This window comes from Pseudomonas sp. GW821-FHT09C09, assembly GCF_059418105.1.
Window position 1 is genome coordinate 399398 of the sequence record NZ_JBWKPF010000004.1, and the last position, 19853, is coordinate 419250.

14 protein-coding genes and 1 pseudogene are annotated in these 19853 nt (G+C 61.1%); 6 read left to right on the forward strand and 9 right to left on the reverse strand.

The annotated features are described in order from the left end of the window. Positions 1-39: 39 nt before the first annotated feature. Together AC07NR_RS15300 and AC07NR_RS15305 are read right to left on the reverse strand one after the other, a co-directional pair. Positions 40-609, reverse strand: a complete 570-nt coding sequence (locus AC07NR_RS15300) for a lipocalin family protein (RefSeq protein ID WP_305833289.1) — start codon at positions 607-609, stop codon at positions 40-42. Positions 610-640: 31 nt separating this feature from the next. Beyond that, a complete protein-coding gene (locus tag AC07NR_RS15305) occupies positions 641-895 on the reverse strand; it encodes a hypothetical protein (RefSeq protein WP_007952486.1) in 255 nt (84 codons plus the stop codon). Positions 896-1189: 294 nt separating this feature from the next. Between AC07NR_RS15305 and AC07NR_RS15310 the strand changes: the two are divergent. Both AC07NR_RS15310 and AC07NR_RS15315 read left to right on the forward strand, forming a co-directional pair. Further along, positions 1190-2212, forward strand: a pseudogene (locus AC07NR_RS15310) (HAMP domain-containing protein); the annotation flags it as partial. A gap of 93 nt (positions 2213-2305) precedes the next feature. Beyond that, positions 2306-3070: a methyl-accepting chemotaxis protein gene (locus AC07NR_RS15315; protein WP_371320915.1), complete on the forward strand. Its 765-nt coding sequence runs from the start codon at positions 2306-2308 to the stop codon at positions 3068-3070. 62 nt (positions 3071-3132) lie between these two features. On the opposite strand, the gene AC07NR_RS15320 is transcribed toward AC07NR_RS15315, so the two are convergent. The 5 genes from AC07NR_RS15320 to AC07NR_RS15340 form a co-directional block, all read right to left on the reverse strand. Next, entirely contained in the window at positions 3133-3735 is a 603-nt protein-coding gene (locus tag AC07NR_RS15320) for a DUF924 family protein (RefSeq protein WP_495078881.1), read from the reverse strand. 3 nt (positions 3736-3738) lie between these two features. Next, the gene (locus AC07NR_RS15325) at positions 3739-4749 is read right to left on the reverse strand and encodes a class 1 fructose-bisphosphatase (protein ID WP_065261556.1); all 1011 of its coding nucleotides are present in this window, start codon (positions 4747-4749) and stop codon (positions 3739-3741) included. Positions 4750-4944: 195 nt separating this feature from the next. Next, entirely contained in the window at positions 4945-6309 is a 1365-nt protein-coding gene (locus AC07NR_RS15330) for a DUF3999 domain-containing protein (protein ID WP_495078882.1), read from the reverse strand. Continuing rightward, positions 6306-9899, reverse strand: coding sequence for a DUF2339 domain-containing protein (locus AC07NR_RS15335; RefSeq protein WP_495078883.1), 3594 nt, complete (start codon positions 9897-9899; stop codon positions 6306-6308). The genes AC07NR_RS15330 and AC07NR_RS15335 overlap by 4 nt, the downstream gene beginning before the upstream one ends. 102 nt (positions 9900-10001) lie before the next feature. Further along, the gene (locus tag AC07NR_RS15340) at positions 10002-12452 is read right to left on the reverse strand and encodes a glycogen/starch/alpha-glucan phosphorylase (protein WP_085712786.1); all 2451 of its coding nucleotides are present in this window, start codon (positions 12450-12452) and stop codon (positions 10002-10004) included. A 258-nt stretch (positions 12453-12710) separates the two neighbouring features. Between AC07NR_RS15340 and AC07NR_RS15345 the strand changes: the two genes are divergently transcribed. Next, on the forward strand, positions 12711-13148 hold the full coding sequence (locus AC07NR_RS15345; RefSeq protein ID WP_007961740.1) for a YkgJ family cysteine cluster protein: 438 nt from the start codon (positions 12711-12713) through the stop codon (positions 13146-13148). Between the two features lie 114 nt (positions 13149-13262). Here AC07NR_RS15345 and typA read toward each other — a convergent pair whose 3' ends face one another. Both typA and thiI read right to left on the reverse strand, forming a co-directional pair. Then, on the reverse strand, positions 13263-15083 hold the full coding sequence (typA, locus tag AC07NR_RS15350) for a translational GTPase TypA (protein ID WP_085712784.1): 1821 nt from the start codon (positions 15081-15083) through the stop codon (positions 13263-13265). Between the two features lie 139 nt (positions 15084-15222). Next, positions 15223-16677: a tRNA uracil 4-sulfurtransferase ThiI gene (thiI, locus tag AC07NR_RS15355; protein WP_085712783.1), complete on the reverse strand. Its 1455-nt coding sequence runs from the start codon at positions 16675-16677 to the stop codon at positions 15223-15225. A gap of 328 nt (positions 16678-17005) precedes the next feature. Here thiI and glnA point away from each other — a divergent pair, with 328 nt between their 5' ends. The 3 genes from glnA (at position 17006) to AC07NR_RS15370 (ending at position 19685) form a co-directional block, all read left to right on the forward strand. Continuing rightward, positions 17006-18412 carry a glutamate--ammonia ligase gene (gene glnA, locus AC07NR_RS15360; RefSeq protein WP_085712782.1) on the forward strand — a complete coding sequence of 469 codons (1407 nt, stop codon included), beginning with the start codon at positions 17006-17008 and terminating at the stop codon, positions 18410-18412. Positions 18413-18555: 143 nt separating this feature from the next. Further along, on the forward strand, positions 18556-19065 hold the full coding sequence (locus AC07NR_RS15365; RefSeq protein WP_495078884.1) for a DUF4124 domain-containing protein: 510 nt from the start codon (positions 18556-18558) through the stop codon (positions 19063-19065). Further along, the gene (locus AC07NR_RS15370) at positions 19062-19685 is read left to right on the forward strand and encodes a DUF4124 domain-containing protein (protein WP_495078885.1); all 624 of its coding nucleotides are present in this window, start codon (positions 19062-19064) and stop codon (positions 19683-19685) included. The genes AC07NR_RS15365 and AC07NR_RS15370 overlap by 4 nt, the downstream gene beginning before the upstream one ends. Positions 19686-19853 lie beyond the last annotated feature (168 nt).

Consider the following 19853-nt stretch of genomic DNA (forward strand, 5'->3'; position numbering starts at 1 on the left):
ACCTGTGGAGGGCAACCTCCACAGGTTTTTTGTTGTGCGTCAGTTGGACGTCTTGGCCATCTGCTGATCCGATGCTCGCCAGATCAACCGCGTGGTGTCGTAACCCTGCTGACGCGCCTTGCTCAGCAGTTCTTCGCGCACCACACCATTGACAGTCGGCGTGCGCGACAACAGCCACAGGTAGCGACGGCTCGGGTCGCCAACGATGGCAGTCTTGTAGTCGTCACTGACGTACAGCACCCAGTATTGACCCTTCGCCGAGCCCGGAATCAGCCGCGAAAACCAGGTATCGAACTCGACCCACAACTTGTCGGTCTTGCCCGGCACCTGTGGATAAGCCGTGCCCTTGACCTCTTCCCATTGCCAGTCCTTGGTCAGGCAACGGTTGAACACGCCCAGGTTGCCGTCCGATTCGAGCGTGTAACGGGCTTCGGATTGTGCGCAGTTGCGCTGGAAATACATCGGCAGTCGCGCCAGCTCGTACCAGGTGCCCTGGTAACGCTTGAGGTTGACGCTGCTGACTGTCTTGGGCGCCAGCGGATCTTCACCGGTGGTGGCGCAGCCGGCCAGTACCAGGCCGGCAAAAAGGACAAGCAATAACCGCTTCATTGTTTTTCTCCCGTGGGCGCGTAGCCCCGGTTTACTTCAGGCCTTGGCCGGAAAACATCAACACTTTGTCACCGGCGTACTGCACGCTGATAAAGCTGTTCTTGTCGCCCCAGGTGCAACTGGACATGCCGAGAGCGCCCGAGCAGTCGGTGGGCTTGCCGAGCAGCGTCTCCACTTCGGCCTTGGCCATGCCGGCCGAGAGCTTCGAGTAGTTTTCCTGATTGACCTTGCTGCATGCGGCCAACAGCACGCAAAACGACAGAAGGGCGATAGATCGCAGCGACATGGTGTAACTCCTGGAACGGAAGGGGGATGGCCTGGCGCCAACCAGAAGCTTAGAAGAGAAAACCCCTGTCTGGTTCCCTCGGCGGGTGGCTATTTATTGTCCCACTCGTCCGGCATTCATCGGTAAATCAGACACTTTGTAGGGCTATTGAGCATTTCGTCGCCTTTAACAAAAGCGTCCTCATCTTTGTCGCGCGGCGGTCGAAATAAGAGCAGCGCAAAGCCCGAGAGTGTGGCAAATTGCCGCCCTTTCTTGACCAGCCCCTTCGCGGTAGCTCACTTAATGACCAGAAACATGAAATTCAGCCACAAGATCTTGTTGGCTGCCGCCCTCGTGGTGGCCGTAGCGTTCGCCTGTTTCATTTTGTTCAACGACTATCGACAACGCGAAGCCCTGCAAAGCAGCACCGAAGCGTCCATGCAGGAACTGGGCAGCCTGACCACCAGCAACATCCAGACCTGGCTGGAAAGCCGCATCCAGTTGCTGCAATCGATGTCGCAGCAGGTTGTCGCCGACGGCAGCGCCCCGGCCAGCCTGAAACGCATCATCGACCTGCCCGCCTACACCGGCAATTTCCAGCTCAGCTACTTCGGCGGCGCCGACGGCGTAATGTTCTCGGTCCCGGCCGGCAACCGCGCGCCGGATTACGACCCGCGCGCCCGTGGCTGGTACAAGGCCGCGAACAGCGCCCAGCAGACCATCGTCACCGAACCGTACATCGCCGCGTCGTCGGGCAAACTGGTGATCACCGTCGCCACCCCGGTGCAGCGCCAGGGCCAGATGATCGGTGTGGCCGGCGCCGACATCGACCTCACCAGCGTCAGCGCGATCATCAACTCGCTGAACTTCGGCGGCCACGGCCACGCGTTCATCGTCAGCGCCGACGGCAAGATCCTGATCCACCCGGACAGCAAACTGGTGCTCAAGACCCTGGCCGAGGCTTACCCAAGCGGTGCACCGAAAGTCAGTCCGGGCCTGAAAGAAGTCGAGTTCGACGGCAAGACCCAACTGATCTCCTTCACCCGCGTCAACGGCGTGCCTTCGGCCGATTGGTATGTGGGCCTGGTGCTGGACAAGGACACCGCATTCTCGATGCTCAGCGAGTTCCGTACCTCGGCGCTGATCGCCATGGTCATCGCCGTGGTGATCATCATCGCCCTGCTCGGCATGCTGATCCGCGTTTTGATGCAACCGCTGCTGACCATGGGTCGCGCCATGCATGACATCGCCGAAGGCGAAGGCGACCTGACCAAGCGTCTGGTGATCCATGGCCACGACGAGTTCGGCGCGCTGGGTTTGTCGTTCAACCGTTTCGTCGAGCGTATCCACACCTCGATCCGCGAAGTGTCCTCGGCCACCGGGCAGGTCAACGAAGTCGCCCTGCGCGTGGTCGCGGCGTCCAACTCGTCGATGTTCAATTCCGACCAGCAGGCTTCGCGCACCAACAGCGTGGCGGCTGCAATCAATCAGCTCGGCGCCGCCGCCCAGGAAATCGCCCAGAACGCCGCCCTCGCCTCGCAGCACTCCAGCGACGCGCGCAGTCTGGCGGTCGACGGCCAGCAGGTTGTGGATAAAACCATCCATGCGATGCAGCAACTGTCGGCGAAGATCAGCGACTCCTGCGGCAACATCGAAACCCTGAACAGCAACACCGTGAACATCGGGCAGATTCTGGAAGTGATCACCAGCATCTCCCAGCAGACCAACCTGCTGGCGCTCAACGCCGCCATCGAAGCCGCCCGTGCCGGTGAGGCCGGTCGTGGTTTCGCCGTGGTCGCCGACGAAGTGCGCAACCTGGCGCACCGCACCCAGGACTCGGCGCAGCAAGTGCAGAGCATGATCGAAGAACTGCAGGTCGGCGCGCGTCAGGCGGTCGGCATCATGACCGAGAGCCAGCGCGAGAGCGAAAGCAGCGTCGGCATCGCCAACCAGGCTGGCGAACGCCTGGAAAGCGTGACCCAGCGCATCGGCGAGATCGACGGGATGAACCAGTCGGTGGCGACCGCGACCGAAGAGCAGACGGCGGTGGTCGAGTCGATCAACGTCGACATCAACGAGATCAACACGCTGAACCAGGAAGGTGTGGAGAACTTGCAGGCGACGTTGCGCGCTTGTGCGGATCTGGAGCAGCAGGCTGCCCGACTCAAGCAGTTGGTGGGTAGTTTCCGGATCTAAGGCGCTCTCACTGATCTCTTCGCGGGCCTTTCTGCGAAGAGGTCAGTCGTCTGGATGCTGATTCAGAACCGCGACCCCGGCTGCGCAAGAAACTCCAACTCCTCCACCGTAGACTCCCGCCCCAACACCGCATTGCGATGCGGAAACCGCCCGAACCGCGCAATCACCTTTTGATGCCGCTCGGCATAATCCAGGTTGTCGGCAAACACCCCGCGCTCCGCCTCCGGCTGTTCAGCCACCAATTCGATGAATCGCGAGACTGCTTCATTCTGCACCGCGAGGTTTTCGCAGTGTTCGAAGACGAGGTAGATGAAGAGGCGCTGGATCGGCTTCAACTGCCGGTCGAAATCCGCCGCGATGCCTTGGGCAACCAGTTTCTGCGCTCGCAGATCGCCGGAAAAAGCTTTGGGTGTATCGCGAAAGATCATTCGCGGAAGTTGATCGAGCAGCAGCACCACCGCCAGCCAACCTTCGGGACGTTGCGTCCACTCGGTCAATCCGCCAGCGAGGGCCTGATCGACAAAGACCCCGAAACGCTCACGCGCTTCGAGATCCTGGCTGTCTTTCTTGCCGAACCACAACCCGCCCTGTTGCGCCGTCACTTCAGTGGCTGACTCGGAGTGACCGAACCACCAATCGAGCAACGGCTGCCAGGGCGCGGTCATGGCTTATTCCTTGTGGTAAGCCGTGGCGCGAGCAACTTCTTCTTTCGAGCCGAGGAACACCGCTACGCGCTGGTGCAGGCCTTCAGGCTGGATGTCGAGGATGCGCTGGTGACCGTCGGTGGAAGCGCCGCCCGCCTGTTCCACCAGGAACGACATCGGGTTGGCTTCGTACATCAGGCGCAGTTTGCCTGGCTTGGACGGCTCGCGGCTGTCGCGCGGGTACATGAACAGACCGCCACGGGTCAGGATGCGGTGCACGTCGGCAACCATCGCCGCGACCCAACGCATGTTGTAGTTCTTCTTCAGCGGGCCTTCTTCACCGGCCAGCAGTTCCGAAACGTAGCGCTGTACCGGGGCTTCCCAGTGACGCTGGTTGGACATGTTGATCGCGAATTCCTGGGTGCTTTCAGGAATGGTGATGTCTTCGTGGGTCAGGACGAAGCTGCCCATTTCGCGGTCCAGGGTGAAGCCCTTCACGCCGTTGCCCAGGGTCAGGATCAGCATGGTCTGCGGACCGTAGATCGCGTAACCGGCAGCCACCTGCTGGGTGCCTGGCTGCAGGAAGGCCTTTTCATTCAGGGCTTCGTTCTGGCTCAGGTATTCGTTCGGGCAACGCAGTACCGAGAAGATGGTGCCGACCGGCGCGTTGATGTCGATGTTCGACGAACCGTCCAGCGGGTCGAATACCAGCAGGTAGGCGCCTTTCGGGTATTTGCCCGGGATCTGGTAGGCGTTGTCCATTTCTTCGGACGCCATGCCGGCCAGGTGACCGCCCCACTCGTTGGCTTCGAGCAGGATTTCGTTCGACAGCACGTCGAGCTTCTTCTGCACTTCGCCTTGCACGTTTTCCGTGCCCATGCTGCCCAGAACACCGCCGAGGGCGCCTTTGGACACGGCGTGGCTGATCTCTTTGCAGGCACGCGCCACCACTTCGATCAGGAAGCGCAGATCGGCAGGAGTGTTGTTGCTGCGGGTCTGCTCAATCAAATAGCGACTCAGGGTAACGCGGGACATGGACGGCTCCGGTGGAATGGGGGGCTGAAAACCCGCGCAGTTTACAGGGAGTCTGAAACCGTAGCGAGCAATGACGCCCGCTAACGTGCGTCGGGTGCGATTCCTGCTATCAGACGTGATGAATCCGGGAGAGTTCAGGCACCGGATTCAGCGTAGTTGGAAACCCGACGGGTGTGGAGGCCACACCCGTCATATTCAGGACTTCGCCGGCAGCTTGCGCAGCAGACTGAAGGCCATCGCGGCCAGAAACAGCACACTGAGCAGCAACACTGCCCACAATCCGATTTTCTTCCAGTTGGTCTCGGCAACAGCTGCTGTCGTTGCCGTCGTTGTCTGCGTCGCGACTGCATCGCCCTGCACCGTGGCCTTGCCCAGCGTGGCCAGTTTCTCCGGTTTGAAGTCAGGGATCAGGGTCGAGAGCGGCAAATTCGCCGTTCTCACCGTCGGATTGCCCAGCGCCAGGCTGTAAGGCCCGTCACCGCGTGCAAGAAAGATCACCTGAGTGGCGCGCACCGCGTACTTGATGCTCGGCGCCTGTTCGCCGAGGCCGCCGCCGCGTTCGTCGACCGTCAGTTTCAACTGCTGGACGGTCTGCCCGTAAAGCTGCAACTCGTTCTGCACCACGTCCTGGCCGTTCTGGGTCAGGCGATAGAGCAAGCCGCTGCTCAACGGCTGCCACGGCAGACTGGTTTCGCGGCGCCCCGAGAGCGTCACCGGCGCCAGGCTGTTGGGTTGTTTCAACTCGACCTGGACCCGCTCGACATTCAGCCCCATCGGCAACTGCCAGGTGTATTCACCGGCCTTGGTGCTGCTGCCGGCCAATGCAGGCGACCAGACCAGCGGCAACGGCAGGTTTTGCGGGTCGCTGCTTTTCAGTTGCGCCGAAGTCAGGGTCGGGGCCGCATTGGGCGAATCCCACAACAACCGCAGATAGCGCGCCGATTGCCCCGGCAGCGCGACTTCATGCTGTTCGATACGCTCATCGGAAAAGGTCAGGCGCGCGACCTGGCCTTCACCCCATGGCTGCCAGTGCTGCAAGTCGTCACTGGCCTCGATGCTGAAACGCTGGAAGCCGTCGCGCTCGCTGGTCCAGTCAAGAATCAGTTGCTGCAGCGGTGCCTTGATCGCACTGGCATCGAGCAGCCAGCCGCGCAGCACTTCCTCGCCCGCTTCCAGTTGGCTGGAGGGTTGCACTTCCACCAGCGTGCCGGTGGTGGTCGATTGCACGCGCACGCTCGGTGCGCGTTCGGTGGCATCCGCCGAGTTGTACAGCGGGAACCACTTCACCGTGTTCATGTGGCCGTCGTCGCGGGTCTGCGCCGATTCCCGGGCCAGCGCATAGGCCTGCGGTTCACCGGCGGCGTTGAACACCCGCAGGTCACTGAGATCGGTCTGACGGGCCTGCAACTGCACGTTCAGCGGCAGCTCGAGGCGATACCACGGGCCTGCGCCGCTGACCGACAACGGCACCTGCGCGGCGAAGTCCGCCGGTTTTTCCTGGGCGCCGGCCGTCATGGCCACGCCCAGCAACAGCCACCCGAGATTAAGCTTGCGACTCAAGACGACACTCCTTCGGTTTCCGGGGCCGGTTTGTCCGCCGCCGGTGCAGCTTCGACGCGTTTGGGCGGCAGTGGCGCGAAGTAGCCCACCACCAGCAGCAACACGCCGACGCCGATAAACGAGACGATCCGGGCCAGCCCGCCACGGTTGCTCAATTCGACAAAAATCAGTTTGGCCACCACCAGCGCAATCAGCGCCGCACCGATCAGCCACACTTCGCGGCGATGGCGCAGGTGCCCGCCGATCATCAGCCCGAGCGCCATCAGCGTCCAGACGATGGACAACCCGGCCTGCACCAGCATCGATTCGAGCAACAGGTCCAGCTCGAACGGAATTCCCGCCCAGTGGTGCGCGGCGCGGGTCACCAGCGCGGTACAGAAGGCGAACAGCGAAACACCGGCGATCAGTTGCGAGGCGTGAGCGGCGTAATCCTTGCGGATCGACAGCTCGGATACCGCACTGCGCGACCAGACATAAACGCTGAACAACGCGATCAGCAGGCCCAGCTCCAGCGGGTTGATCAGCGGCACGTATGGCAGCGGTTCGGCGTTGCCGTCGCTCACTCCGTTTGCCAGCCAGAACCAGATCAACATCAACACCGCCAGCGGCGCCGCTGCGTACAAGCGGTACTCGCGAGAGAACGCTGCCACCGGCCACGGCCAGTTGCGCGGCGCGGCCATCAGCAACAGATACACGCTCGGCAGAATCGCCCAGCCCAGCCAGCGCCAGGCATTGTATTGCTCGGACAACAGCAGCAAGCCGTAGCGCAGCTCCAGCGCCAGCACGCCGATCAGCAGCCAGCAACCGAGCACATGCGCGGTGCTCAAGGCCCGCGCCGGCAGCATCGGCGCCAGACGCCGCAGGCTGAAGAAATGCACCGCGAACACTGCTGCCCACGCCAGCCAGCCGAAGTTGGCCGCTGGGTGATAACGCGAGTGCCACGCAGCGAGCAACACCAGTCCGGCCGCCGGAATCAGCAAGGTGCAGAGCAAGCCGAGCGACGGCCATTTCAGGCGCAATGCCAACACTGTCCACAACGCGACACTCAACGCGGCGACCAGCAGCAACAACGTCGCCTGCAGATTCAGCGGCGCAAAACGCAGCACCTCACTAATCCACGCCAACGCCCACCAACCAGCGCCCCACACCAGCAACACTTCGGACAGCCGCTGCAAACTCAGCACATCGAATGCCGAAGCGTGATTACCCAATTGCAGGCGCCACGCACCGATCATCGCCGCCAGCCCCAGCACCAGCGGCGTCCAGAACCCGCCATGAGCGAGCGGTCGCATACCTTCGCTGGACAGCGGCCCGAGCAGCTCGGGACCGGCCAGCAAAAACGCCGCGCCGCCGATCAGTTGCAACAGCAGACCGAAGACAAAACTCACGCGCTGCTTGAGGTACAGGCTGAGCCAGATGATCAGCAAGCCACTGGCCGCCCATACCGCGCTCGCGGTCTGCCACGGCAGCACGAACAACACCGCCAGATTGATCAGCACCAACCCCGCCAGCAGCACCACCGACAAACCGCGCAGCAGCCGCACATCGCTGCGCACCATCTCGTCACGCGCCGCCAACAGCATGCCGGCGATCAGTGCCAGACCGATCAGCGAGGCGCTGAGCAAACCGCTCCAGCCAGCGCTGAACACGGCCGCCGAATCCTCACCCGCCCCTTGCAGGCGCAACAGGAACAGCGCACCGCCGAGCAGTTGCACGGCAAATGCGCAGAACAGGAACGTGCGCGATTGCAGGCGCAAGCCGACAAACAAGGTCAACAGTCCGGCCAGGGCCCAACTGATTGCCGTGAACTGGACGAAGAAAAACAGCGGCGCCAGCAGATAGAGAAAAGTCAGGCCGAGACTCGCCAACACCGGCAGGCCTTGGCGCTCCCACGCCGAGGTGAATTCCGCCGGGGCTTTGCGCAACTGATAGAAGCTGAACAGCAACGCGACGCCCAGCATCAACGTCCCCAGCGGCGCACCGTCGAGCAGGCTGCTTTCACCGACACGCAACTGGCTGAGAAACGCCAGCGCCGAGCCCAGTTGCAGCAGCAACGCAAAGGCCCGGGCGAAAGGCCGGTGCTGACGCAAGCCAAGCCAGAAAATCCCCGCGCCCTCCACCGCCCAGGCCGCGGAGGTCCAGCGCGCATCCAGCCCCAGCGGAATCGCCAGGCTGGCGAAAATCACCCCGAGCGCAAGGCAGGTCTCGCCCAGCAACAACGCCCGACCGCCCATCAGCGCCCGAGCGAGCGCCATGTAAATCATGCCCAGTGCCAGTGCACTGAACGCGGCGGCAAATTCCAGATGCTGCACCAGCGCGAATTGCAGACCGAAACCCACCAGCGGCGGCCCGAACAGCATGGTGCCGTCGACGTAGTCGCCCTTGCGCGCCGACCACTGCAGCAGCGCCTCGCGATCGCTCTCTACCGGTGCATCCGGCATGTCCAGCAGCTTGCGCCGGGCAAACAGCAGGCCGATGGCCAGGTACATCAGGAAGAACAGAATCAGGAACGGCTCGGTGCTCCACAGCAGTTCCGGCGCATACGAACGCACGCCCCAGGCGAAACCGATGCCGAAGGTGCCGGCGAAACCGATCAGGTTGAGCAGACGCCAGGCCTTGAACCAGGCGATGGCGAGAATGCCGGCGTTGAGCAATGCGAAATAGCTGAACAGCGCGACATGGTTGCCGGCGCCGGTGGACGTCAGGATCGGCGCGGCAAACCCGCCAAGCGCAGCAACGCAGGCCAGGGCCAGGGAATCCTGGGTGATGGCCAGAATGGCCGAGAACACCGTCACCGCCACCAGCAATCCCAGCGCGGCGGACGGATCGAGCAGCGGATGCAGACGCATCGCCGCAAATACCGTCAGGTACAACACTGCAATCCCGGTGCCTTGCAGCATCAAGGCGTAGCTCGTGTTGCGATGGCGCAGCCACCAGCCCAGCGCCAGCAATCCCAGCGCCGCCGCCGCGACCCCGGCGTAACGCATTTCGATCGGCACCACCATGCCTTCGGTAGCGTAGCGCAGCAGGAAGGCCAGACCGAAAAACAACAGCACCACGCCGACCCGCAACACGGTGTTGCCACCGAACAACCAGTTACGCGCAGCGCTGATGCCGCGCTCGATGAGGTTCGGGCCACGAGGTTCGGCAGGTTGCTGTGGTTCGGGAGCGTCGGGGGTTACGGCGTCGAGACGCCAGGCATCGGCCGGTAGCGGCTGACTGGCTTCGCTGGCGACGGCGGAGAGAGGTTCGAGTTCAGGTGGCAACTCCCAGACCAGTTCAGGGGCCGCAGCCTCTTCGGCGACCTCGTCGGGCTCGACCAAAGGCTCGGGGACCGGTTCCACGCCTGGCGCCGGCACCGCATGCGAGGGCGATCCCTCCAGCAGATACAGGCGCTGCGCAACGCCTTGCAACGCCACCTTCGTCTGTTCAAGTTGCCGCTGCTGCTCCGCCACCTGCGAGCCGAGGCGCATGATGCGGATCGTCTGCCCGATCGCCAGGCCCAGCAGCGCGCCCAATAGCGCAGAACTGAACGATTCGTCGAGCAGCCAACCGAGCAGCAGCCCGATCAACATGAACATCCATTGCATGGTCGATATCCCTGAGCAGCCCCGAAGCGGGGCGAAACCAGGGCTCAGTATATCGGCCCGGCCCAACAAGCGTGGGGCCGGGCGCACATTTGTCGCTAAAAGTTACTCCAGCGCCTTCCAGATATCCGTGGCGTACTCGCGAATCGTCCGGTCCGACGAGAACCAGCCCATCCGCGCGGTGTTCAGCACCGCCGAACGCCACCAGTTGTTGGAATCGTGCCAGAGCGCATCGACGCGCATCTGCGCTTCCCAGTACGAGTCGAAGTCGGCGCAGACCAGGAAGCGGTCGTAGTCCACCAGCGAATCGATCAGCCCGGTATAGCGCGAGGTGTCGTCCGGCGAGAACACGCCGCTGCGGATCGCCTGCAACACGTCATTGAGGCGATGGGACGCCGCAATGTCCGGCACCGCGCTGAACTCGTGGTTCTGCTTGCGCGCTTCGACCTGCTGGGCGCTCAGACCGAAGATGAACATGTGCTCGGCACCGATGCGCTCGCACATTTCCACGTTGGCACCGTCGAGGGTGCCGATGGTCAGCGCGCCGTTGAGGCCGAACTTCATGTTGCTGGTGCCCGAGGCTTCGAAACCGGCAGTGGAGATTTGCTCGGACAAATCCGCCGCCGGAATGATGCTTTCCGCCAGACTGACGTTGTAGTTGGGCAGGAACACCACTTTAAGGAGCCCGCGCACGGTCGGGTCGTTGTTCACCACCCGGGCGATGTCATTGGTCAGTTTGATGATGAGTTTGGCCTGGTGATAACTGGCCGCCGCCTTGCCGGCGAAGATTTTCACCCGTGGCACCCAGTCGGTTTCCGGCTGGGCACGAATCGCCTGATACAGCGCCACGGTGTGCATCAGGTTGAGCAACTGACGCTTGTACTCGTGGATCCTTTTGACCTGCACGTCGAACATCGCCGCCGGGTTCACCGCGATCCCCAGCCGTTCATGAATCAGATAGGCCAGCGCTTTTTTGCTGTGCAGCCGCTGCTCGGCGAAGGCCTTGCGGAAAGCCGCTTTTTCGGCGAACGGTTCAAGGTCCAGCAGGCGCTCTTCGGGGTTGTCCAGCACATCCGGGCCGAGGGCATCGACCAGCATCGAGGTCAGTTCAGAGTTGGCCTGGTACAACCAGCGGCGGAAGGTGATGCCGTTGGTCTTGTTGTTGATCCGCTCCGGATAGAGCTTGTGCAGTTCGGCGAACACGGTCTTGCGCATCAGTTGCGTGTGCAGGCCCGACACGCCGTTGACGCTGTGGGAGCCGAGGAACGCAAGATTGCCCATGCGTACCCGGCGGCCGTTGTCTTCTTCGATCAGCGACACCGCGCGCAGCACGTCGAAATCGTGGATGCCCTTGGCCCGCAACGAATCGATATGCTGGGCGTTGATCAGGTAGATGATCTGCATGTGCCGCGGCAGCATGCGCTCCATCAGGCCCACCGGCCAGGTTTCCAGTGCTTCGGGCAACAGCGTGTGGTTGGTGTACGAGAGCGTATCGACGGTGACTTGCCACGCCGCATCCCATGCCACGTCATAGACATCCACCAGAAGACGCATCAGTTCGGCGACGGCGATCGAGGGGTGCGTGTCGTTGAGCTGGATCGCCGCGTGATCGCCCAGGGTCAGCACCGAGGTGTGCATGTTGCGATGACGGCGCAACAAGTCCTGAAGCGAGGCGGCAACGAAGAAGTATTCCTGACGCAGGCGCAATTCCTGCCCGGCTTCGGTGCTGTCTGCCGGATAAAGAACGCGGGAAATACTTTCGGCCCGGGCCACTTCGGCCACAGCGCCCAGGTGGTCACCGGCGTTAAAGCGCTCCAGGTGCAAGTCCTCCATCGCCCGGGCGCGCCACAAGCGCAAGGTGTTGACGCTCGCCCCGCGCCAGCCGACCACCGGGGTGTCGTAGGCAATCGCCCGCACGGTTTCTGCCGGGTGCCAGACCTGTTTGCTCTTGCCGCTGACATCGGTGACGGTCTCGACGCTGCCGCCGAAGCCGATGCTGTAGACGACCTCCGGCCGCTCGAACTCCCACGGGTTGCCGAAATCCAGCCAGTGCTCGGTCTGTTCCTGCTGCCAACCATCGACGATGGCCTGGCGGAACAACCCGTGCTCGTAACGAATGCCGTAGCCGTGACCGGCGATGCCGAGGGTCGACATGCTTTCCATGAAGCACGCCGCCAGCCGTCCGAGGCCGCCGTTGCCCAGCGCGGCGTCGGGCTCCAGCAAGCGGATGCGCTCCAGATCCACACCCAGTTCGGTCAGTGCCTCACGGGCAACGTCGAGCAGGCCGAGGTTGCTCAGGCTGTCGTACAGCAAACGGCCGATGAGAAATTCCAGCGAGAGGTAATACACCCGCTTCTGACCTTTGCGGTAGATCTGCCGGGTGTGGTCCATCCAGTGCTCGACCATGTGGTCCCGGGCCGCCAGGGCGATGGCTTCGAACCAGTCATGGTCGAAGGCGTGATCCGGGTCTTTGCCCACCGCGTAGGTGAGTTTGGTCAGGACGGCGTCGCGGAATGCGGCCACCTCTGCTTCGCGAACTAGTGGTTCTTGAGTCATCGATAGGACCTCGAGCGAGCGGGGAATTGTCAGAGCCTAGACGGTCTGACCGACGGTGGCGGCTCTGGTTCGGCAGTTTTTCCTGAGAGTGCGGGATCGTTCGGCAATACCTTGGCGAATGCCTGAATGAATGCAGGGGCCGTGCCGAATTGTCGGCCCCGGTGATGACAGAAAGAAAAAATCTGGCGAAAGGTTGTTCAAAAATCCACCAGTCCCGGTATGATCGCGCGCCCTGATGCACACGCCTGGTAAACCCCGATGATGAAGCCCAACCTGATCGCCGCAGCCGAGATCGACCGTCTCGATACCTGGGCCAAATATTCGGCCCCGATGTGCGGCTCGTGCGTTTCCAGCTGCTGCACGCTGCCGGTCGAAGTCAAGATCAAGGATCTGGTGCGCATCGGTGTGGTCGACGAGTTCGAACTGGGCGACCCGCCGAAGAACATCGCCAAGCGCCTGCAAAAGGAAGGTCTGGTGGAGCGCTTCAACCAGAAGTCGGGGATCTTCACCCTGCAGCGCATGAGCAACAACGATTGCTACTACCTGGATCGCAAGAGCCGGTTGTGCACCATTTATGACAAGCGCCCGGACACCTGCCGCAACCACCCGAAGATCGGCCCGCGCCCGGGATATTGCGCGTACAAGCCGAAGGAAGTGGAGCGGGTGCAGAATTCGCGGTCGATCGAGAAGTTCTGATCGGCCCTTGATCGTCCCCACGCTTTGCGTGGGAACGAGATATCAAAAAAGCCCGAACAAAAAAAAACGCCCCCGGTCTCTCGACCGGGGGCGTTTTTTCAAGCCTGGGCTAAATTACGCCTTGGCTTTCTTGGCAGCGCGGGTACGCTCGCTTTCGTCCAGGATCTTCTTGCGAAGACGGATGGACTTAGGAGTAACTTCGCACAGCTCGTCTTCCTGGATGTATTCCAGAGCCTGTTCCAGGGTGAAGCGAACAGGTGGGACCAGAGCGATGGTTTCGTCTTTACCCGAAGCACGCATGTTGTCGAGCTTCTTGCCTTTGGTTGGGTTCACACCCAGGTCGTTGTCGCGGGAGTTCTGACCAACGATCTGACCGTTGTAGATCTCCTGGCCGTGTTCTACGAACAGCTTGCCACGAGCCTGCAGGGTTTCCAGGGAGTAGGTCAGTGCCTTGCCGGTTTCAACCGAAACCAGAACGCCGTTCTGACGGCCGGACATGTGGCCCGACTTCACTGGAGCGTAACGATCGAAGATCGAAGTCAGGATGCCAGCACCGTTGGTCAAGGTCAGGAACTGGTTACGGAAACCGATCAGACCGCGAGCAGGGATGTTGTATTCCAGACGAACACGGCCCTTGCCATCCGGCACCATGTTGCTCAGGTCGCCTTTACGCAGACCCATTTCTTCCATGACCTTGCCCTGGGATTCTTCAGGGATGTCGATGGTCACGTTTTCGAACGGTTCCTGCTTCACGCCGTCAACTTCACGGATGATCACTTCAGGACGGCCCAGGGCCAGCTCGAAGCCTTCGCGACGCATGGTTTCGATCAGTACCGACAGGTGCAGCTCACCACGGCCGGATACCTTGAACTTGTCAGCCGAGTCGCCTTCTTCAACGCGCAGTGCAACGTTGTACAGCAGCTCTTTGTCCAGACGATCCTTGATGTTACGGGAGGTCACGAACTTGCCTTCTTTACCGCAGAATGGCGAGTCGTTTACCTGGAAGGTCATGGAAACGGTTGGCTCGTCAACGGTCAGAGGCTTCATCGCCTCGACGGTGTTGATGTCGCACAGGGTGTCGGAGATGAACAGTTCGTCGAAACCGCTGATGCAGACGATGTCGCCCGCAGCTGCTTCTTCAACGTCAACGCGGTGCAGACCGTGGTGACCCATCAGCTTCAGGATACGGCCGTTGCGGCGCTTGCCGTTGGCGTCGATAGCGACAACCGGAGTGTTCGGCTTGACGCGACCACGAGCGATACGGCCAACACCGATAACACCCAGGAAGCTGTTGTAGTCCAGAGCGGAGATCTGCATCTGGAACGGACCGTCACGGTCAACAGCCGGAGCTGGAACGTGGTCGACAACCGCTTGGTACAGCGCGGTCATGTCTTCGCCCATGGCGGTGTGGTCCAGACCGGCGATGCCGTTCAAGGCCGAAGCGTAAACAACCTGGAAGTCCAGTTGTTCTTCGGTGGCGCCCAGGTTGTCGAACAGATCGAAGATCTGGTCCAGAACCCAGTCAGGACGCGCGCCCGGACGGTCAACCTTGTTGATCACCACGATCGGACGCAGGCCGGCTTCGAAAGCCTTCTTGGTCACGAAACGGGTTTGCGGCATTGGGCCGTCTTGAGCGTCGACCAGCAGCAGCACGGAGTCAACCATGGACATAACGCGTTCAACTTCGCCGCCGAAGTCGGCGTGGCCCGGGGTGTCCACGATGTTGATGTGGTAGCCGTTCCAGTTGATGGCGGTGTTTTTCGCCAGAATGGTAATGCCGCGCTCTTTTTCCTGGTCGTTGGAGTCCATCACGCGCTCGTCGTTGAGCTCGTTGCGCTCCAGGGTGCCGGATTGACGCAGGAGTTTGTCTACCAGGGTGGTCTTACCATGGTCAACGTGGGCAATGATGGCGATGTTGCGTAGATTTTCGATCACTTGTGTATCTCGATCAGAGGATTCGGTTTGCTGACAAGTCTTGGCAGCGATTAGCAGTAGTGTCCGGCATGGCCGTTACAGCTTGACGGCGGTGTCGGGGGGCCGGTGACGCAGGCCACAGGCAAACAGCCCCGGGCACTTAGCTCGGTCGATAAACGCGCACATTGGCATGCCCCTCACTGAGCAAATGGTGAGCATGCAGGCGACTCATCACGCCTTTGTCGCAATACAGCAGGTACTGGCGAGTAGGGTCCAGTTCCTTGAAACGTGCGTTCACTGCATAGAACGGCATCGTCTGTACTTCTATGCCCTCGAGTTCCAGCGGCTCATCCTCGGCGGCATCCGGGTGACGGATGTCGATGACGATCTGGCCGGCCAGTGCCTCGCTGACTTCTTCGATTTGCAAATCCTGGCCCAATTCGTCGATCACCCGATCGATCGGCACCAGTCTGGCGTTTGCGAGCGCACGCTCGAGCACCGCCATGTCGAATTCCTGCTCTTCGTGCTCGACCCGGCCACGCTTGGCGGCGGTCTTCGGGTTGACCGAAATGACCCCGCAGTACTCCGGCATGTGCCGGGCGAAATCGGCGGTGCCGATCTCGTTGGCCGTGTCGATGATGTCCTGCTTGTGGGCGACGATCAGCGGACGCAGGACCAGTTTGTCGGTCACACAGTCGATCACCGACAGGTTCGGCAGCGTCTGGCTCGATACCTGGGAGATCGCCTCGCCGGTGACCAGCGCATCAATGTGCAGGCGCTCGGCGATGGCCGAGGACGCGCGCAACATCATACGCTTCAATACGACGCCCATATGACTGTTATCGACCTTGCCGAGAATTTCGCCCAGGACTTCTTCAAATGGAACACTGACAAATAGCACGCGTTGCGAGCTGCCGTACTTCTTCCAGATGAAATGCGCGACTTCCATCACGCCCAATTCGTGAGCACGACCGCCCAGATTGAAGAAGCAGAAGTGCGCCATCAGGCCGCGACGCATGATCTGGTAGGCCGCAACCGTCGAGTCAAAGCCGCCGGACATCAATACCAGCGTCTGCTCCAGCGCACCGAGCGGATAGCCGCCGATGCCATTGTGCTGGCTGTGGATGACAAACAACCGTTTGTCGCGAACTTCGATGCGGACTTCGATTTCCGGCGCTTTCAGGTCGATTCCGGCGGCACCGCACTCACGGCGCAGCTTGCTGCCGACGTATTTTTCGACGTCCATCGAGCTGAATGCATGCTTGCCCGCACGTTTGCAGCGCACCGAGAAAATCTTCCCGGCCAGTGCATCGCCATAGTGCTGCTTGCACTTCTCGGTGATGTCGTCGAAGTCGCCCAGCGGGTACTCGTCGATCTGCAGAAAGTGCGCGATGCCCGGCATGCAGGTCAGGCGCTCGCCCATCTCTTTCAGGGCCTTGGGATCGGTCACGCGGGTTTCCAGCTCGAGATTGTCCCACACACCGTTCACCACCACGGCCGGGTCCAGGTCGCGGAGCACGGTGCGGATGTTCTTGGCCAGCTGGCGGATGAATTTCGTCCGGACAGGTCGGCTTTTGATGGTGATCTCGGGGAAGACTTTTACGATTAGTTTCATGAAAACAGCGCGCGCTGGGCCAGCCGAAAAAGGGGGGCGCGGATTATAGCGGAAATTGCTCAAGGTTTAACCAGTTAATGTGCAGAAGGTTTTGTATGCACCAAAACGGGTCATTTTCGACTTATGACGCTACATTAAAGGGCGAGATTTTCAGCCTTTATGCGTTTCGCACCTTAATAAGCGTGAATTTGGGGCAAAAAACCCATGCTGGGGCACTGGCATGCAATTTGCTCCCTTGTGAGGCAGGTTGCCTTGGCAGAGTATTCGCGCCGGCATCACCAACATTTAAGGGCATCCACTACCAGCCCTAAGCCACCCGGAGGACACTATGTCGAAGTCGGTTCAACTCATCAAAGATCATGACGTCAAGTGGATTGATCTGCGCTTCACGGACACCAAAGGCACTCAGCACCACGTGACCATGCCGGCTCGCGATGCGCTGGAAGACGACTTCTTCGAAGTTGGCAAGATGTTCGACGGTTCCTCCATCGCTGGCTGGAAAGGCATCGAAGCCTCCGACATGATCCTGCTGCCGGACGACGAAACCGCCGTTCTGGATCCGTTCACCGAAGAGCCGACCCTGATCCTGGTCTGCGACATCATCGAACCTTCGACCATGCAAGGTTATGATCGCGACCCGCGCGCCATCGCCCACCGCGCCGAGGAATACCTGAAGACCACCGGTATCGGTGACACCGTATTCGCCGGTCCAGAGCCTGAGTTCTTCATCTTCGACGAAGTGAAGTTCAAGTCCGACATCTCCGGCTCGATGTTCAAGATCTACTCCGAGCAAGGCTCGTGGATGTCCGACCAGGACGTGGAAGGCGGCAACAAGGGCCACCGTCCAGGCGTGAAAGGCGGCTACTTCCCGGTTCCGCCGTTCGACCACGACCACGAAATCCGTACCGCCATGTGCAACGCACTGGAAGAAATGGGTCAGACCGTTGAAGTTCACCACCACGAAGTGGCAACTGCCGGTCAAAACGAAATTGGTGTCAAGTTCAACACCCTGGTGAAGAAAGCTGACGAAGTTCAGACTCTGAAATACGTTGTCCACAACGTGGCCGATGCCTACGGCCGCACCGCGACCTTCATGCCGAAGCCTCTGTACGGCGATAACGGCTCGGGTATGCACGTTCACATGTCCATCGCCAAAGATGGCAAGAACACCTTCGCTGGCGAAGGCTATGCCGGCCTGTCCGAAACCGCCCTGTACTTCATCGGCGGTATCATCAAGCACGGTAAGGCCCTGAACGGCTTCACCAACCCGGCCACCAACTCCTACAAGCGTCTGGTGCCAGGTTTCGAAGCTCCGGTGATGCTGGCCTACTCGGCTCGCAACCGCTCCGCCTCGATCCGTATTCCTTACGTCAACAGCCCACGCGGCCGTCGTATCGAAGCACGCTTCCCGGATCCGGCTGCCAACCCGTACCTGGCTTTCGCAGCACTGCTGATGGCCGGTCTGGACGGTATCCAGAACAAGATCCACCCAGGCGATGCCGCTGACAAAAACCTGTACGACCTGCCGCCTGAAGAGGCGAAAGAGATCCCGCAAGTTTGCGGCAGCCTGAAAGAAGCCCTGGAAGAGCTGGACAAGGGCCGCGCGTTCCTGACCAAGGGCGGCGTATTCTCCGACGACTTCATCGATGCCTACATCGCTCTGAAATCCGAAGAAGAAATCAAGGTCCGCACCTTCGTACACCCACTGGAATATGAGCTGTACTACAGCTGCTGATCCGGTAGCGCTGCACTACGCGGCGTGACAAAAAGAGGCCTCCTTCGGGAGGCCTTTTTTATTGCCCGGATGTTTACCGCCCGAGCCATCCCCGCCCGACTGGCCTATGCTGCAACCCATCGTTTTCTTTTCCGGTCGATTTCATGGGTCGCACCTTTCTCTACATCCTGATGCTGATCGCCCTGCCCGCCGCCGCGCAGATCTACAAGTTCACCGACGCCAACGGCAACACGGTGTACAGCGATCACTCGCCGGACGGCATGAAGGCACAGGCGGTGGAGTTGCCGCCGCTCAACAGTGTCCAGCCTCAGGCACCGAGTGCGCCGTCACCGGACACGGCCAGCCGTGCGCCTGCGCGCAATGCCTATGAGGTGCTGGAGCTGACCGGCCTGCCCACCGAAGAAGCCCTGCGCGCCAACAACGGCACGTTCACCGTCAGCGTACTGATCAAGCCGCGCCTGCAACCGCCGCATCAATTGCGCCTGTTGCTGGACGACGCACCTTACGGTCAGCCAAGCAATGTGCCGATCCTGCAACTGGTGAACGTCGACCGGGGCGAGCATCGGCTGGCGGTTCAGGTGATCGATGGCGAGGCGATCATTCAGCAGAGCCCTGCTGTGGTTTTCGCTGTGCAACGGGTGCACAAGCCATGACTCGCGGATTGATCGCTGTGTGTCTGGCCCTGTTTGCGCTTGGCGCATCCGCCGAGGTCTTCACGTACGTCGATTCGCAGGGTAATCGCGTCTACACCGATCAACCCCGTGGCAACGCCAAGCGTGTGCCGCTGGCCACCAGCAATCGCATGGCCTCGAACCCGACCGGGGCGGCGCCCATCACCAAGGCCAAAAAATCAGCGGAGCAACCGCTGTTCCGCTACGACATGCTGCGGGTGCTGGTTCCCGAGCCGGACGCGACCATTCGCAGCAGCGCCGGCGAATTGATCGTCAGCATCACCAGCGAACCCGGCCTGCAAAAAGGTCATCGCTATCGCCTGTTGCTGGACGGCCAGCCCACCGGCGAACCCGGACTGAGCCCGGTGTTCCCGCTGAGCAATATCGATCGCGGCAGCCATAACCTGTCGGTGGAGATCCTTGATGCGCAGGATCGCATCGTGGAGCGCACCGCCAATCAGCCGTTCCATATGCAGCGCATTTCGCTGGCACAGAAGCGCCAGGTCAAACCCTGCACCACTGACGACTACGGCGTTCGCCCGGAATGCCCGCTGAAAGACAAACCCGCCGAACCGAAAAACCCCTTCCTGCGTTTCTTCTAACGCCGTTCAGCTTTGCGCACTATATTGGTGCAACAGTCTGCACCGTACTCACAATCCAACCCATTTTGGTTCGAAAGTACCCGCCAGGGCCGGCTGATCGCCACGCAAACGAGCGTCAAACGCCCGTTTCAGGGGATGAGCGCTTCTTTTCGGAGCCTTGGTTTGGTT